Source organism: Streptomyces sp. NPDC043176, from assembly GCF_056436715.1.
Window position 1 is genome coordinate 60,856 of the sequence record NZ_JBWKCA010000001.1, and the last position, 15,081, is coordinate 75,936.

General features: G+C 71.4%; 14 protein-coding genes and 1 pseudogene. 13 read left to right on the forward strand and 2 right to left on the reverse strand.

Annotated features, from left to right (window positions below):
• Nucleotides 1-29 precede the first annotated feature (29 nt).
• Nucleotides 30-1,385, reverse strand: a complete 1,356-nt coding sequence (locus AC067A_RS00305; RefSeq protein WP_478612382.1) for a M14 family metallopeptidase — start codon at nucleotides 1,383-1,385, stop codon at nucleotides 30-32.
• A gap of 172 nt (nucleotides 1,386-1,557) precedes the next feature.
• On the opposite strand from AC067A_RS00305, the gene AC067A_RS00310 reads away from it, so the two are divergent.
• The gene (locus AC067A_RS00310; RefSeq protein ID WP_478612383.1) at nucleotides 1,558-3,093 is read left to right on the forward strand and encodes a serine/threonine-protein kinase; all 1,536 of its coding nucleotides are present in this window, start codon (nucleotides 1,558-1,560) and stop codon (nucleotides 3,091-3,093) included.
• Nucleotides 3,094-3,247: 154 nt separating this feature from the next.
• On the opposite strand, the gene AC067A_RS00315 is transcribed toward AC067A_RS00310, so the two are convergent.
• Nucleotides 3,248-4,969, reverse strand: a complete 1,722-nt coding sequence (locus tag AC067A_RS00315) for a chitinase (RefSeq protein WP_478612385.1) — start codon at nucleotides 4,967-4,969, stop codon at nucleotides 3,248-3,250.
• A gap of 435 nt (nucleotides 4,970-5,404) precedes the next feature.
• Between AC067A_RS00315 and AC067A_RS00320 the strand changes: the two genes are divergently transcribed.
• The 12 genes and pseudogenes from AC067A_RS00320 (at nucleotide 5,405) to AC067A_RS00375 (ending at nucleotide 15,078) form a co-directional block, all read left to right on the forward strand.
• Nucleotides 5,405-6,517: a hypothetical protein gene (locus AC067A_RS00320; RefSeq protein WP_478612387.1), complete on the forward strand. Its 1,113-nt coding sequence runs from the start codon at nucleotides 5,405-5,407 to the stop codon at nucleotides 6,515-6,517.
• A gap of 76 nt (nucleotides 6,518-6,593) precedes the next feature.
• Nucleotides 6,594-7,304: an RcpC/CpaB family pilus assembly protein gene (locus AC067A_RS00325; RefSeq protein WP_478612389.1), complete on the forward strand. Its 711-nt coding sequence runs from the start codon at nucleotides 6,594-6,596 to the stop codon at nucleotides 7,302-7,304.
• Nucleotides 7,305-7,311: 7 nt separating this feature from the next.
• Nucleotides 7,312-8,577 (forward strand): CpaE/TadZ family protein, encoded by a 1,266-nt coding sequence (locus tag AC067A_RS00330; RefSeq protein ID WP_478612391.1) that lies wholly within the window; start codon nucleotides 7,312-7,314, stop codon nucleotides 8,575-8,577.
• A 3-nt stretch (nucleotides 8,578-8,580) separates the two neighbouring features.
• Nucleotides 8,581-8,949 carry a TadE/TadG family type IV pilus assembly protein gene (locus AC067A_RS00335; RefSeq protein ID WP_478612394.1) on the forward strand — a complete coding sequence of 123 codons (369 nt, stop codon included), beginning with the start codon at nucleotides 8,581-8,583 and terminating at the stop codon, nucleotides 8,947-8,949.
• Nucleotides 8,950-9,029: 80 nt separating this feature from the next.
• Nucleotides 9,030-9,449, forward strand: coding sequence for a TadE/TadG family type IV pilus assembly protein (locus AC067A_RS00340; RefSeq protein WP_478612396.1), 420 nt, complete (start codon nucleotides 9,030-9,032; stop codon nucleotides 9,447-9,449).
• The gene (locus tag AC067A_RS00345; RefSeq protein ID WP_478612399.1) at nucleotides 9,446-10,792 is read left to right on the forward strand and encodes a CpaF family protein; all 1,347 of its coding nucleotides are present in this window, start codon (nucleotides 9,446-9,448) and stop codon (nucleotides 10,790-10,792) included. The genes AC067A_RS00340 and AC067A_RS00345 overlap by 4 nt, the downstream gene beginning before the upstream one ends.
• Before the next feature lie 115 nt (nucleotides 10,793-10,907).
• A complete protein-coding gene (locus tag AC067A_RS00350; protein WP_478612402.1) occupies nucleotides 10,908-11,849 on the forward strand; it encodes a type II secretion system F family protein in 942 nt (313 codons plus the stop codon).
• Between the two features lie 11 nt (nucleotides 11,850-11,860).
• Nucleotides 11,861-12,748, forward strand: a complete 888-nt coding sequence (locus AC067A_RS00355) for a DUF5936 domain-containing protein (RefSeq protein WP_478612405.1) — start codon at nucleotides 11,861-11,863, stop codon at nucleotides 12,746-12,748.
• A 250-nt stretch (nucleotides 12,749-12,998) separates the two neighbouring features.
• Nucleotides 12,999-13,205 carry a Flp family type IVb pilin gene (locus tag AC067A_RS00360; protein WP_478612408.1) on the forward strand — a complete coding sequence of 69 codons (207 nt, stop codon included), beginning with the start codon at nucleotides 12,999-13,001 and terminating at the stop codon, nucleotides 13,203-13,205.
• Between the two features lie 41 nt (nucleotides 13,206-13,246).
• A pseudogene (locus AC067A_RS00365) lies at nucleotides 13,247-13,864 on the forward strand (pilus assembly protein TadG-related protein); the annotation flags it as partial.
• Nucleotides 13,865-13,878: 14 nt separating this feature from the next.
• On the forward strand, nucleotides 13,879-14,451 hold the full coding sequence (locus tag AC067A_RS00370; RefSeq protein WP_478612409.1) for a hypothetical protein: 573 nt from the start codon (nucleotides 13,879-13,881) through the stop codon (nucleotides 14,449-14,451).
• 9 nt (nucleotides 14,452-14,460) lie between these two features.
• Nucleotides 14,461-15,078 (forward strand): OmpA family protein, encoded by a 618-nt coding sequence (locus AC067A_RS00375; protein WP_478612411.1) that lies wholly within the window; start codon nucleotides 14,461-14,463, stop codon nucleotides 15,076-15,078.
• The last annotated feature ends 3 nt before the right edge of the window (nucleotides 15,079-15,081 follow it).

Consider the following 15,081-nt stretch of genomic DNA (forward strand, 5'->3'; position numbering starts at 1 on the left):
CCGCCGGGGCTCCCGTCACGCGGGGTGCGTCAGGCCGTGCAGTACTGGGCCTGCTTGCCGATGGAGCGGTACATGCAGTCGGCGTTCTCCAGGAGTTGGAGGACGGCGTCGCGGTTGCGGGAGGTCTCGCGCTCGATGACCTCGTCGGGCGGGTAGAAGCCGCCGCCCCAGGACGAGGTCGGGTACATCTCGAAGGTGTAGGCGAAGATCCGCTGGGAGCCCCAGAGGTAGTCGTCGATGGAGCCGTCGGTGATGTAGAGGTCGCTGGACTGCTCGGGGGTGTAGCCGTTGCTCGCGGCCATCTTGCCGCCGACGGTGGCGAAGGCGTTCCGGTCGTCCTGGGTCATGCCGGTCGTGGTGTCGGCGTCGGTCCAGCCGAAGGGCCAGAGGACCAGCTCGCTGTAGGTGTGGAAGTCGATGGCCGCGGTGATCTGCTGCTTGCCGCCGACGACGCGGGAGCGGACGAAGTCGGCGACGACCTTGACCTCGGGGGCCGACTCGGGAGCCGCGCCGCGGTAGGTCTCGGAGCTCTTGGAACCGGAGGAGCCGCCGCAGCAGCCCCACTTGTAGTTCCAGTTCCGGTTGGTGTCGGTGCCGATGTAGGAGGAGCCGGAGTTGGGCTGGCGGTTCTTGCGCCAGCTGCGGTAGGAGCCGGAGGCGATGTCGTACTCGCCGCCGTCGGGGTTGAGGTCCGGGACGATCCAGATCTCGCGGCCGTTCACGGCGTTGGTGATCCTGGTGTCCGTGCCGTAGCCCGCGCCGAGTTCGCGCAGCAGGTAGAGCGCCATCTCGACGGTGAGGTGCTCGCGGGCGTGCTGGTGGTGGGTGAAGAGGACCTCGGGCTCGTTCTCGTCGGTGGCGACGTTGTCGCTGATCTTGATGGCGACGATGTCCCGGCCCTGGTACGACTTCCCGATCACCTGCTTGCGCATGATGGAGGGGTGGGCGGCGAGGCGCTGGTCGATCTCCGCGTTGGCCTCCGCGTAGTTGTGGTACTTCGCGTCGGCGGAGGGGAAGTCGAGCGGGCCGGCGGTCTTGTCGCCCCCGGCCGTGCGGTCCGGCGGGCCGGGGAGCGCGACCGGCCGGTAGCCGAGCGCCTTCAGGGTCGCCAGCTGCGCGGTGTTGGCGCTGACGACGACCGAGCGGGCGTCGACCTCGTCGATCGAGACGCCGGTGGCGGCGAGCGCCGTACGGGCGGCCGGGGTGGCCGGTCCGGCGACCTCGTACTGCCGGATCACCTCCTCGGCGCCCGAGGCGATACGGGCGGCGGTCGGTGCCGGGTCGGCCCCGGCGGGCGTCGAGAGGGCGGAGAGGGGCGCCGCGAGGGCGAGCGCCACGAGGGCCGCGAGGGTGGCGGACCTTCTGCCGCGGGTGGGACGTCGCATGGTGTCTCCTGGGTGGGGAGTGTGGGGGAGTGCGACAAACTCGTGCGGGTGTCCGGGGCACATGGTGGGGCTATGTCATGGACCGGTCAAGGTGTCGAGTTCGGCCATACTGTCCCGCGTGGGGACCCTCATCGGTAGATACGTCATCGAACACAAGCTAGGCGAAGGCGGCATGGGCACCGTCTATCTGGCGCGATCGCGCGGCGGGCGCGCCGTCGCCGTCAAAGTCGCGCGGCCGGAACTCGCCTCCGATCCTTCCTTCCGCGCCCGCTTCCGCGCCGAGGTCGCGGCCGCCCGGCAGGTCGGCGGCTTCCACACCGCGCAGGTCGTCGACGCCGACCCCGACGCCGAGGCACCCTGGCTCGCCACCGCCTACGTACCCGGCCCCACCCTCGCCGGACTCCTCACCGCCGAGGGCCCGATGGGGGAGGACCGGCTGCGCTCGCTCGGGGCCGCGCTCGCCGAGGCCCTGGAGGCCATCCACGCCTGCGGACTCGTGCACCGCGACCTCAAGCCCGGCAACATCGTGATGGCCCCCGACGGCCCCCGCGTCCTCGACTTCGGCATCGCCCGCGCCCTGGAGTCCACCCGGCTCACCGCCACCGGCACCGCCTTCGGCACCCCCGGCTACCTCGCCCCCGAGCAGGCGCTCGGCGAGGAGGTCACGGGCGCCGCCGACGTCTTCGCCCTCGGCGCCGTCCTGGTCGCCGCGACCGGCGGACGCCCCTTCGGCGAGGGCACGCCGATGGGCCTCATGTACCGCTCCGTCCACGAGGCCCCCGACCTCTCCACCGTCCCCGACGCGCTCCGCGACCTCGTGGCCCGCTGCCTCGCGAAGAACCCCGCCGAACGCCCCACCCCGGACGACATCCTGGACGCGCTCGGCGAGGGCGGCCGCGGCCCGGCGCCCGTGCCCCCGGCCTGGCCCGCCACCACGGCCGACACACCGGCGACGCCCGTACCGTCGTCGATTGCCGCAGGGCATCCGGCGCCCGCTCCGTCGCCGATCACCGAGGGGTATGCGGCGCCTGTCCCGTCACCGGTCATCGAGGGGTATCCGGCGCCCGTCCCGTCGCCGATTCCCGAGGAGCATCCGGCGCCTGTCCCGTCGCCGATTCCCGAGGGGTATGCGGCGCCCGTCCCGTCGTCCACGCCCGTGCCGCCGCACGCGTCCGTTCCGCCGCAGGGCTTCGGCCCCGCGCAGCCGCCGGGGCCCGGCTTCGGCCCCGTACGGGATCCGGGTCCCGGCTTCGGTCCCGTGCCGCCGACGGGTCCCGTCCCGGGCGCTGCTCCGCTGCCGGGCGCCGGCCTCGGTGGCGTACCGCAGGCGGGTCCCGGCCAGGTGGCCCCGACCGCTTCCGGGCCCTTCCAGGGGCAGTCGGCGCCCGGATACGTCGTGCCGCCCCCGCCGGCCGGGCCGCCGCAGCCGGGGCCGGAGTTCGTGGCGGCGGACCGGGTGTCGGGGATCGTCGTGGACGGCCTGGGGGTGCACCTCCAGCTCTTCGGGGAGGAGGCGGCGTTCACCTGGGCGGAGATCGCGGGGGTGGAGTACTGGCCGATCCGGCGCGGGCGGGGGCTGCGCATCTCCGTGTCGCTCCGGGTCGGCGGCGTGTACGCCTGCGAGCTCGACGGGCGCCGCACCGTGCGGGTCGACGAGTGGGCCGCCCGGCTCGGCTCGGTGCTGGCCCACTACCTGCCGCCCCGCTGACCTCGTACGGCAACCCGCTGGTCGCTGGTCGCTGGTCGCGTACGGGAACCTGCTGGTCGCTGGTCGCTGGTCGCGTACGGGAACGGGAACGGGAACGGGAACGGCGCAGCGCCGCCGGGGGAGCGGCGGCGCTGCGCGTGCGGGTTCCCTGTCGTTACGGCAGGTTGTGGACGTGCGGGCCGACCGCGTTCGACCAGGCGTTGCCGGCCGTCGCGTCCCAGTTGGTCGACCAGGTCATGGCGCCCCGGAGGGTCGGCCAGGCCTGGGCCGGCTTGAAGGTGCCGCAACCGGTGAGCTTGGTGAGGCAGTCCAGCGCGTTCTTCACGATCTGCGGGTCGACGTAGCCGCTGCCCGCGCCGCGCGTGGAGGCGGGGACGCCCAGGCCGACCTGCGACGGGGCGAGGCCGCCCTGGACCTGGATGCAGGCGAGCGCGGTGAGGAAGTCCACCGAACCCTGGCTGTAGACCTTGCCGTCGCAGCCGAGCATCGAACCGCTGTTGTAGTACTGGGTGTTGACGACCGTGAGGATGTCCTTCACGGCGAGCGCGGTCTTGAAGTACTCGGTGCCCGTGGACTGCATGTCGATGGTCTGCGGGGCCATCGTGATGACCAGGCCCGACCCCGCCTTGGCGGAGAGCTGGCGCAGCGCCTTGGAGAGGTACGTGGAGTTGATGCCGTGCTCGAGGTCGATGTCGACGCCGTTGAAGCCGTACTCCCGCATCAGGGCGTACGCGCTGTCGGCGAAGGCGGTGGCGCTCGCGTCGCTGTTGATCGTGACGTTGCCCTTCTCTCCGCCGACGGAGATGATCACGGACTTGCCGGCGGCCTTCTTGGCCGCGACGTCGGCCTTGAAGTCGGCGACCGAGGCGTAGCCGACGGCCGGGTCGAGGTTGAAGGTGATCTGGCCGGGCGTGGTGGTCGAGTCGGCGAACGAGACGGCGATGATGTCGTACGCCGCCTGGACGTCGCGCAGCTTCTGCTTGGCGGCGCCGTTGTCGAAGTTCTGCCAGTAGCCGGTGACGGCGTGCTTCGGGACGGCGGGGCCGGGGCCCGGGTCCGTGGGCTTGAGGGTGCGGGCGGTGACTGCGGTGGACTTCGCGGACTCGCCCGCCGCGTTGGCCGCGGAGACCTGGAACTGGTACGCGGTGTCGGCGGTGAGGCCGGTGACGGTGGTCGAAGTTCCGCTCACGGTCTGCGGGTTGGCGCCGTCCCGGTAGACCTTGTAGCTGGTCGCGCCGGAGACCGCGCCCCAGCTCAGGGCGACGGAGGAGGTGGTGGCCGTGCCGGCGGCGAGGCCGGCGGGGGTGGCCGGAACGACCGGGTCGGGGTCCTGACCGCCGCCGCCGTCGGGGCCGTAGACGCTCACGTCGTCCACGAGGTAGGGGGAGGTGCCGTACCAGCCGTGGGTGTAGACCTCGACCGAGGTGGTGCTCGGCCCGGTGGTGAAGGTGGTGGTCAGCTGCTTCCAGGAGGGGCTGTCGGGCGTCCAGGTGGAGACGCTCCCGCCGCCGGTCCCGGTGTTGTTCGCGCCGAGGTACGCGTAGCCGCCCTGGACCCAGGCGCTCAGCGTGTACGTCGAGTTGGGCTTCACGGCCACGGTCTGCACGCACTTGGCGTTGTCGAGGCCGGCCGGGGTGGCCCTGAGGGCGCCGGCGCCGGTGCGGACCGGGGAGGAGACGGCGGCGCCGCTTCCGGCGGAACAGGTCCAGTTGGCCAGGCCGTTCTCGAACCCGGCGTTCTTGGCGACGTTGACGTCGGCCGCCTGCGCGGTGCCGGCTCCGCCGACGAGGACGAGCCCGGAGCCGACGGCGAGCGCGAGCGCTCCGCCGAGCCAGCGGCGTCCGTACGGGCGGGTGGTGGTGCGGTCCACGTGCATCCTCCGGTGGGGGAGTTGGGGATGTGGAGGTGCCGTACGTCGTCGTACGGAGGATCCGTCAGCGATTCGTACGGGGGTACGAGGCTGTGCGGGAGGTTCGACGGTGGCCACCGCTGTCGCAACAAGCTGGTCCAGACCAATCGCGTTGTCAAGACCTCTGGCAGAGGACGGTGTTCGCGACCGCCGCCGGCCCGCCGTCCCTCCACCGCCCGCCCCGGCACCCGCACGACGGCAAACGCCGGGGTGGGAAGGGTCGACAGGGCCCGGACCCCGGCCCCAAATTGAAGGGAGCAGCTTGGCGGATTGTGTGTTCACCACCCCGGGGGACGTGGATAGGGTGCAGAGACGGTCGCACCCTGGGGTGACGCCGTGAACGCGGTAAGTGATCCGCGGCCCCCGGTGCTCCGGAGGCCGGAGGGGACGGGGGAGCCAGACGTGCCGACAGCGATCGCGGTCACCGGCGCCGACCTGGTGCTGCCGCCGACCGATCCCGGAACCCCGAACGCCGCCGTCCTCCCCCCGCCCGGCGGCCGCCCGCTCGACGCCTCCGTCGCCGACATGCAGCAACTCCTCGCCCGCTACGGCCACGTCGTCGTCGTCTGCCCCGCCGCCGCGCCCCCCGCCGTCGAGCAACGGCTCCGCGCCGTCCGCGGCCTGCTCGAAAGCGACCGGATCGCCCTGGTCAGGACCGACCTGCCGCCCCTCGGCACGGCCGTACTGGTCCGCCAGCTCCGCCAGCTGGCCGGCTGCGACTTCGGCCCCGGCGTCCTCGCCTCCGCCGCCCGGCTCCTCGCCCACTACATCTACGCCGGCGCCGTCCTCGGCTCCGTCTCCCGGCTCGACCGCGTCCCCGTCAGCCTCGGCTCCCACCTCAAGGGCTGGCTCCCCGGCGCCCACTTCGCCGTCCTCGCCGGACCCACCCCCCAGATCGTGCGCCTCGGCAGCGGCGAAACCCCCCTCGCGGGACCCGAGTTCACCACCGAACTCCTCCTCGCCCGCGGCCAGCTCCAGACCGACTGGCCCATCACCACCCTCGTCCCCCAGTGGCGCATCGGCGGCCCCGTCCACGAGGCTCCCCTGCCCGAGAGCTCACCCGGCTGGTGGGGCACCCCCAAACTCGTCGAATTCGCCGCCTACCTCCCCGACCTCCCCGTCCTCTACCAACTCGTCTCCTCCGTCCGGCGCGAGACCTGCCACTGGTGCGGCATGGACCTCATCGGCGACCGCTGCGGCTTCTGCGCCGCCCCCCTGGCCCCACCCGACGCGACCCCCCGCCCCGCCGGCCCCGCAGCCAGCGGCCCCGGGGCGCTCACCGGCGTCCGCCCCGCCCACGCGCTGGAGCCGGGCGGTCAGGCACCGGGCGTCCACGCGGTGGGACCGGGAGGCCAGGCACCGGGTACCCATGTGGTCGCTCCGGGTGGTCAGCCGCCGGGTACCCATGTGGTCGGCCCGGGTGGTCAGCCGCCGGGCACCCATGTGGTCGGACCGGGCGGTCACCCCGCCAGAGCCCTGGGCACCGGCACGCCCCCCACCCGCGCCCTGCCGTGAACCACGAGCCGCAAGGCACGCCCACCCGTCAGCCCCGTCCGTCCGGACCCACGTCTCCGATCGAGGTAGTACGGCCATGAACTCCCGCCAGCGCCGCGGCGTCATCCTGCTGCTGCTGTCCGTCCTGTGCGCGCTCGGCGCCTTCGCCGGCGTGCTCGCCGTCATCAGCGACGTGAACTCGAAGGTCGGGCCCGAGGTCACCGCGTACCGCATCGCGAAGAACGTGAAGCCCTACGCCAACCTCGACGCGAGCCAGTTCGAGAAGATCTCGATGCCGAAGCGCTGGCTGCCGGAGACCGCCGTCACGGACCTGCGCCGGATCCAGGGCAAGATCGCCGTCACCGAACTGCGGGAGGGCTCCCTCCTCCAGGAGGACATGATCGTCGACCGGCCCGCGCTCCAGGCCGGCCAGCAGGAGATCGCCATCATGATCGACGCGGCCACCGGCGTGGCCGGCAAGATCACCGCCGGCGCCACCGTCAACATCTACGCCACCTTCGCCGGCGAGAAGAAGGGCGACCCCGCCCAGTCCCGCATGATCGTCGCCGGCGCCCGCGTCCTCGACGTCGGCAAGCTCACCCCCATCCGCGACCAGTCCGGCAGCACCGGCCGCACCGGCGCCGAAGCCGTCCCCATCAGCTTCGCCCTCTCCACCCTCGACACCCAGCGCGTCGCGTACGCCGAGTCGTTCGCCGAGCACGTACGGCTCGCCCTCGTCGCGCCCGCCACCGGCGGCGCCCCCGCCGACCAGCGCGACCGCACCTACACGCTCGAAAAGGACAAGTGAGGCCGGTATGACCACCAGGATCCTGCCGGCCGTCGGCGACCCCGACGCGGCCCGGTCCGTCATGACCCTGCTCAGCCAGCTGCCCGACGCCGAACCCGCCCCGCCGGTCACCGACTCCACCCAGCTCGTCGACGCCCTCGCCCGCCTCGCCGCCGTCTCCGTCGACGAACTCCCCGAGGTCGTCCTCGTCCACGAGCGCATCGGCCCCGTCCCCGCCCTCGAACTCGTCCGCGAGGTCGCCCTCCGCTTCCCCGCCGTCGGCACCGTCCTCATCAGCGCCGACGCCAGCCCCGTCCTCTTCTCCGCCGCCATGGACTCCGGCGCCCGCGGCCTCGTCACCCTCCCCCTCGGCTACGAGGAACTCGCCAGCCGCGTCCACGCCGCCGCCCAGTGGTCCACCGGAGTCCGCCGCCACCTCGGCGCCGGCGCCGACCACCCCACCGGCCCCGGCGGCACCGTCGTCACCGTCAGCGGAGCCAAGGGCGGCGTCGGCACCACCGTCACCGCCGTCCACCTCGCCCTCGCCGCCCGCGCCTCCGGCCGCACCGTCGCCCTCGTCGACATGGACCTCCAGAGCGGCGACATCGCCTCCTACCTCGACGTCCAGTTCCGCCGCTCCGTCGCCGACCTCGCCACCATCGCCGACATCTCCCCCCGCGTCCTCCAGGACGCCGTCTACGTCCACGAGACCGGCCTCTCCCTCCTCCTCGCCCCCGCCGAGGGAGAACGCGGCGAAGAGGTCACCGACCGCGCCGCCCGCCAGGTCGTCAGCGCCCTCCGCGGCCGCCACGACGTCGTCGTCGTCGACTGCGGCTCCCGCCTCGACAGCGCCAACGCCGCCGCCGTCGAGATGGCCGACACCGCGCTCCTCGTCACCACCCCCGACGTCGTCGCCGTCCGGGCCGCCAAACGGACCGTACGCATGTGGGAACGGCTCCAGGTCCGCAAGGCCGAGGAGACCGTCACCGTCGTCAACCGCCACCACCGCTCCACCGAGATCCAGCCGCCCCTCGTCCAGAAGATCACCGGCACCCGGATCTCCGGCATCGCCGTCCCCGCCAACTTCAAGGAACTCTCCGCCGTCGTCGACGCCGGCCGCCTCCACGAACTCGACGCCAGATCCACCGTCAAGCAGGCCCTGTGGGCCCTCGCGGGCGAACTCGGCCTGGTCGGCGCCCCGGCCGCCGACACCTCCGCCAAACCCGGAAGGCAGCTCGCCCGCACCGGCGACCGCGGCTCCCTCGGCCTGCGCCGCCGCACCGGAGGACGCTGAACCATGGCCGCGATCCCGGACGACGACAGGGGGCAGGTGGCGGTCGAGTTCGTCGGCATGGTGCCGCTCATCCTGCTCACCCTCGCCCTGCTCTGGCAGGTCGTCCTGGTCGGCTACACGTACACCCTCGCCGGGAACGCGGCGGACGAGGCCGTCCGCGCCGCGGCCGTCGGCGACGACTGCTCCGAGGCCGCCCTGCGCCACCTCGACGGCGCCTGGAGGAGCGGCGCGAAGCCGGCTTGCTCCAGCGGCGGAGGCATGGTCACCGTGGTCGTCACGATCGACGTTCCCGTGCTCTTCCCCGGCGTGGGCGGACTCTTCCCGGTGAAGGCGACGGCCGCCGCGGTCGACGAGAAGGGCATGCGGCCATGAACGGCGATCGACGCTCGACGAGACGCGACCGACGAGGAACACAGCGGGCCCGACGCGGAACGCGACACGACCGGGCCCGCATGCGGCACGACCGGCCCGGACACGACCGACGCGGAAAGCGGCACGACCGGCCCGGAGCGCGACGCGACCGGGGTCAGGCGGCCGTCGAGTACCTCGGCTTCCTTCCCATCCTCCTGCTCGTCGGCCTCGCCGGGCTCCAGCTCGGCGTCGCCGCGTACGCCGCCCAGCAGGCGGGCACGGCCGCCCGCGCGGCGGCGAGGGCCGCGAGCAGCGACGCCGAGGACGGGCCCGACCCGGAGACCGTGGGCCGCGCGGCAGCCGGCTGGGCCACCTCCGTCTCGGTCAGCGAGGGCGGCGGCGAGGCCGTCGCCACCGTCACCGTCCGCATCCCCTCCGTCGTGCCCTTCTGGGACTTCGACGACGTGACCAAGACCGCCACCATGCCCATGCCCGAGACGTCTCAGGAGGACCGGCCATGAGCCTGCGCGCCCGGATCAACGCGCCCGAGGAGAAGGGCGGTGGCGCGGCCGCCAGGGAGGACGGACACCTGGTCGCCGCCTTCCGCGCCAAGCTCCTGGAGGAGATCGACCTCACCGAGATGTCGGCGCTCGCCGCCGCCGAGCGGCGCGCCCGCCTGGAACGCGTCCTCGGACACATCATCAGCCGCGAGGGCCCCGTCCTCTCCACCGCCGAACGCGCCCAGCTGATCCGCCGCGTCGTGGACGAGGCGCTCGGACTCGGCGTACTCGAACCGCTCCTCGAAGACGCCTCCATCACCGAGATCATGGTCAACGGCCCCGACCAGATCTTCATCGAGCGCGGCGGACGCGTCGAACTCCTCCCGCTCCGCTTCGCCTCCCACGACCAGCTGATGCAGACCATCGAGCGGATCGTCTCCACCGTCAACCGGCGCGTCGACGAGTCCAACCCGATGGTCGACGCCCGGCTCCCGTCCGGCGAACGCGTCAACGTCATCATCCCGCCGCTCTCCCTGACCGGCGCGACCCTCACCATCCGCCGCTTCCCCCGGGCGTACACGCTCCACGAGATGCTCGGCCTCGGCTCGCTCGACGAGCAGATGCTGCTGCTCCTCTCCGGGCTCGTCCAGGCCAAGTTCAACCTGATCGTCTCCGGTGCCACCGGCACCGGGAAGACCACCCTGCTCAACGCCCTCTCCGGACTCGTCCCGGACGGCGAGCGGATCATCACGATCGAGGACTCGGCCGAACTCCAGCTCCAGCAGTCCCACGTCATCCGCCTGGAGGCCCGCCCGCCGAACATCGAGGGCCGCGGCGCCATCACCATCCGCGACCTCGTCCGCAACTCCCTCCGGATGCGCCCCGACCGGATCATCGTCGGAGAGGTCCGCGGCGGCGAGACCCTCGACATGCTCCAGGCGATGTCCACCGGCCACGACGGCTCCCTCGCCACCGTCCACGCCAACTCCGCCGAGGACGCCCTCATGCGGCTCCAGACCCTGGCGTCGATGTCCGAGGTCAAGGTGCCCTTCGAGGCGCTCCGCGACCAGATCAACAGCGCCGTCGACGTCCTCGTCCAGCTCACCCGCCACCCCGACGGCACCCGCCGCATCACCGAGATCTCCGTCCTCGCCTCCCACGGGCGCGAACGCTTCCTCCTCGCCACGATCTGCCGCTTCCAGGCCCAGCCGCTCGCCGCCGACGGGCGGGTCCACGGACGGTTCACCTACCACCCGCTGCCCCGCCGCGTCGCCGAACGCCTCTACATGGCCGGACAGCCCATCCCCCAGGCGTTCGGCGTCGCCGCCACCGACGCCCACCTGGCCACCCGGGAGGCCGAATGACGACCGCCACGCACCTGCTCATGGGGGAGGCGGAGCGAGCGACCCTCACGTACTCGTCCACCAGGGAGGCGGGGCGAGCGACCCTCACGTACTCGTCCACCAGGGAGGCGGGGCGATGACCGACCCCTTCTGGCTGACCACGGGCGTCACCCTGCTCGCCTGTGTCCTCGGCATCACCGGCGTCCAGCTGTACGCGAGCGGGGCCCGCCGCCACGCCGCCCTCGTCGCCCGGCTCGACGAGACGAACGAACCCGAGGCGACGGGCCGCCGCAGGCGCCGCTTCCGGGGCATCGACCGGCGGGTCCGGCGGACCGCGCTCGGACGGAAGCTGGAACTGCGGATCGCGGCCACCGGACTGGACGTCACACCAGGCGAGTTCACCGTCGCGCTCGCGGCGACCGTGACCGTCCTGTGGATCGTGGGACAGGCCGCGCTCTCCCCGTTCTTCGGCCCGATCTGCGGACTCCTCGGCATCTGGGTCGCCCTCGGATTCCTCAACTGGCAGCGCCAGAAGCGCATCGAGAAGTTCATCAACCAACTCCCCGAGCTCTCCCGCATCCTGGCCAACGCCACCCAGGCCGGCCTGGCCCTGCGCATGGCCCTCAGCCTCGCCGCCGACGAACTGGAAGCCCCGGCCGGCGACGAACTGGAGAAGGTGGCACAGCAGCTGGCCGTCGGCACCTCCCTCGACGACGCCCTCGGCGAACTCGCCGAACGCCTCCCCTCCCGCGAGCTCGTCGTCCTCGTCACCACCCTCGTCCTCGCCAACCGGGCCGGCGGCACCGTCGTCTCCTCCCTGCGCAACCTCACCGAGACGCTGGAGGAACGCAAGGAGACCCGGCGCGAGGTCCGCACCCAGCTCTCCCAGGTGAGCATGACCGCGTACGCCGTCCCCGTCATCGGCGTCGGCTCCCTGCTCCTCATCGACAACATGCAGCCCGGCGCACTCGACCGCATGACCGGCTCGGGCATCGGACAGGCCGCCGTCGTCGCCGCCTTCGCCCTGTACGTGGTCGGCTTCGCCGTCATCCGCCGCTTCTCGAAGATCGACGTATAGGGACGGCCGCCGTGGACCTCCTCCTCGCCCTCCTCGCCGGCCTCGCCGTCGTCGGCGCCGCCTACGGCCTGCGGCTCTACCGCGCCGACGCCCGACTCCCCGACGACCTCGCCCTCGCCCTCGAAGTCGGTGCCACCCGCACCGGCGCCGTCGACTCCGCCGTCGACCGCCTCGGCATGCGCTGGTCGCCCGCCGTCCTCCGCCTCATGGGCCCCAAACGCGTCAACGCCGTCCGCCGCCGCATCGACCTCGCCGGCAACCCCGGCGGCCTCACCATCGACCGGTACGGCGCCCGCCGCGCCGTCTACGGCTTCCTCGGCGCCCTCGGCGGCCTGCTCATGCTCAGCAAGGGCTCCTACCTCGTGGCCCTGCTCCTCTTCGCCTTCGGCGCCTTCTGGACGGAGGTCGGCATCTGGTCCGCCGTCCGCATCCGCAAGGACCAGATCGAACGCACCCTCCCCGACTTCCTCGACGTCCTCGCCGTCGTCGTCTCCGCCGGCCTCGGCTTCCGCCAGGCCCTCGAACGCGTCGCCGAGAAGTACGAAGGCCCCTGGTCCGACGAACTCCGCATCACCCTCCGTCAGATGGACATGGGCGTCAGCCGCCGCCAGGCCTTCGACGAACTCCGCCGCCGCAACGACTCGGAGCAAGTCGCCCAGTTCGTCACCGCCCTCCAGCAAGGCGAGGAACTCGGCGCCCCCATCGTCGACACCCTCATCCAGATCGCCAACGACATGCGCCGCACCGACGCCCAGAACGCCCGCCGCAAAGCCGCCAAAGCCGTCCCCAAGGCCACCATGGTCATCACCACCCTCATGGTCCCCGCCACCATGATCCTCCTCGGCGCCGGCCTCTTCCTCGGCACCGGCACCGACTTCGGCTCGGTCACCGGCAAATGACCACCCCCGGTCCCCGCACGAGGCCCCCGCCCCCGCTCCCGTCCCGCCCAGTGACATATTCCGCCGAAACCCCTTCGCCCCCGCAACACGATGTGCCACAGTGCGAACCGAGTGTGAGGGAGGTGCCACGTGACGGATCCGATCGCCCCAGACCCCGACAACCGCCCCACCCCGCACCCAAGCCCCCTGCCTGCGCCCCAGGCCCACCCCATGACCTCAACCCAAGCGTCTCAACGCGGAGGGGACCACGATGAACGACGCTCTGCTCAAAACCCTCACCAAGACCAAACTCGCCCTCACCTCCCGCCTCCCACGCGGCGACCGCGGCCAGACCGCGGTGGAGTACCTGGGGATCATCGTCGTGGTGGTGGCGATCGTGGTGGCGATCACCGGCACGGACATCGGTACCACGATCATGACGGCGATCACGAACAAGATCGCCGAGCTGGCCGACTAGTTACGTTTGGTGCTCGACGCCCCGACTCTGGTCAAGCGTTTCCTGTCTACGTGGCGGTCATTGCTGGCTTGCTGTTCCTCGCATTCGTGTACTTTGCGGTCGGGCAGGCCGTTTCTACTCGCAACGGCGCTCAAACCGCAGCTGATGCCGCAGCCTTGGCGGCGGCTCAGGATGCACGCGAACAGCTGCGTACCGGGTGGATAGAGGTGCTCGCTGATCCCGCGCAGTGGAGCAACTTCCTTGAAGGGAAGGCGTATAAAGAATTCTCTGCATGTCAGGCTGCTGCCGCCTTCGCCGGTAAGAATGGTGCGGAACTCTCGGGTGACCGTTGTGTGCGTCTCCCCCTGGGGAATGAGGGTTTTGCTGTCACAGTGACCACGAAAGCAGCCATCGGGCGTTCCATCGTCCCTATCACGGAAACGCAGCGTGTCACGGCGTCGGCGCGAGCTGTGATCGAGTCTAAATGCCGCTACATCCCACCGCAGGAGCCCACTCCGGATCCCACTCCTACAGAGGCGGAAGAGGGCGATGGTCAGGATGACGAGCCAATTCTGGGGCTTACGTGCGGTGGTGAGCCATGGGATATCGATCCTGTAGATCCGACACTGCCTCATGCCGTTGACCTCTTCACCGTCCGCCTGATCGGCGGCAACGAGTAAAGGAATCGCTCTTCATGAATGTTCGGTACGCACGAAAGGGGCTAGCTTCCCTCGTAGTCGTGTCGGTCGCCCTTCTTGCGGTCGGCTGTGGAGCAGAGGAGAAGCCGAAAGCCGAAAAGACGGCAGCGACGACGCCTGTACCCGAGCAGAGTAAGAGCACCCTGGATTCGAAGCCGGTCGAAGAGGAAGTTGTGGCACTAGCTGCACTTAAAGGGGAGGACGGTTTTGAGCTCACGCTCACCTCTATCGAGCGAGATGCTGGCGGCTTCCTCACCATTAAGGGATTGCTGAAGAACACTTCCGATCGGAGCCGAGCAGTCCCTCCTCGCATCAGGGGAGATGAGACTGAAGTGCTAGCACATGGCAACTCGCTCGGCGGCGCGACGCTGCTCGACTCGATTGGGAAGAAGCGCTATTACGTTCTTCGAGACACGGACGGGCGGCCGCTGACGACGACCGGTCTTGGGATCCTGAGCGGGGGCAAGTCCGTTCCCGTTTTCATGCAGTTCCCCGCGCCCCCCGCCAACACCACCGAGGTGAGTTTTCAGCTCCCCACCTTCGAACCCGCCACCCTCAAACTCTCCTGAGGCGACGCCATGACGACGACGAAACGACGGTTCGTGGCGCTGGCCATGGGGTGCGTGGCGCTGTGGACGATCGCCGTGCCGACGGCGGAGGCGGATGATCCGCCGGGGGCGGCGGGGAGTGCGTCACCGGTGCCGGTGATCGATGCGAACGCGCCGGGGTTGATGCTGCCGGATGGGGCGACGCTCGCGCCGGCGAAGGTGTTGGACATCAAGCAGATCGTGGAGGAGGAGGGTGGGGAGCAGCGGCGGCAGGACACGAACGTGGACGTGACGTTCGCGCTGCAGGCGGAGGTGCTGTTCCCGAAGAACAGCGCGAAGTTGTCGGCGTCGGCGACGGCGCGGATCGGGGCGATCGCCGCCGAGATCAACAAGATGGGGTCGGGGCGGGTCCGGGTGTTCGGGTTCACGGACAACCTGGGGACGTACGAGCACGGGTTGAAGCTCTCGAAGGAGCGGGCGGTCGCGGTGCAGCAGGTGTTGGCGCGGGCGCTTGATCCGGGGACGACGTTCGACATCCGGGGGTACAGCGAGGACTATCCGATCGCGGACAACGGCACGGAGGAGGGGCGGAAGAAGAACCGCCGTGTCGAGGTCTCGTTCCCGAGGACCACGGGCACGACCCCGTAGGGG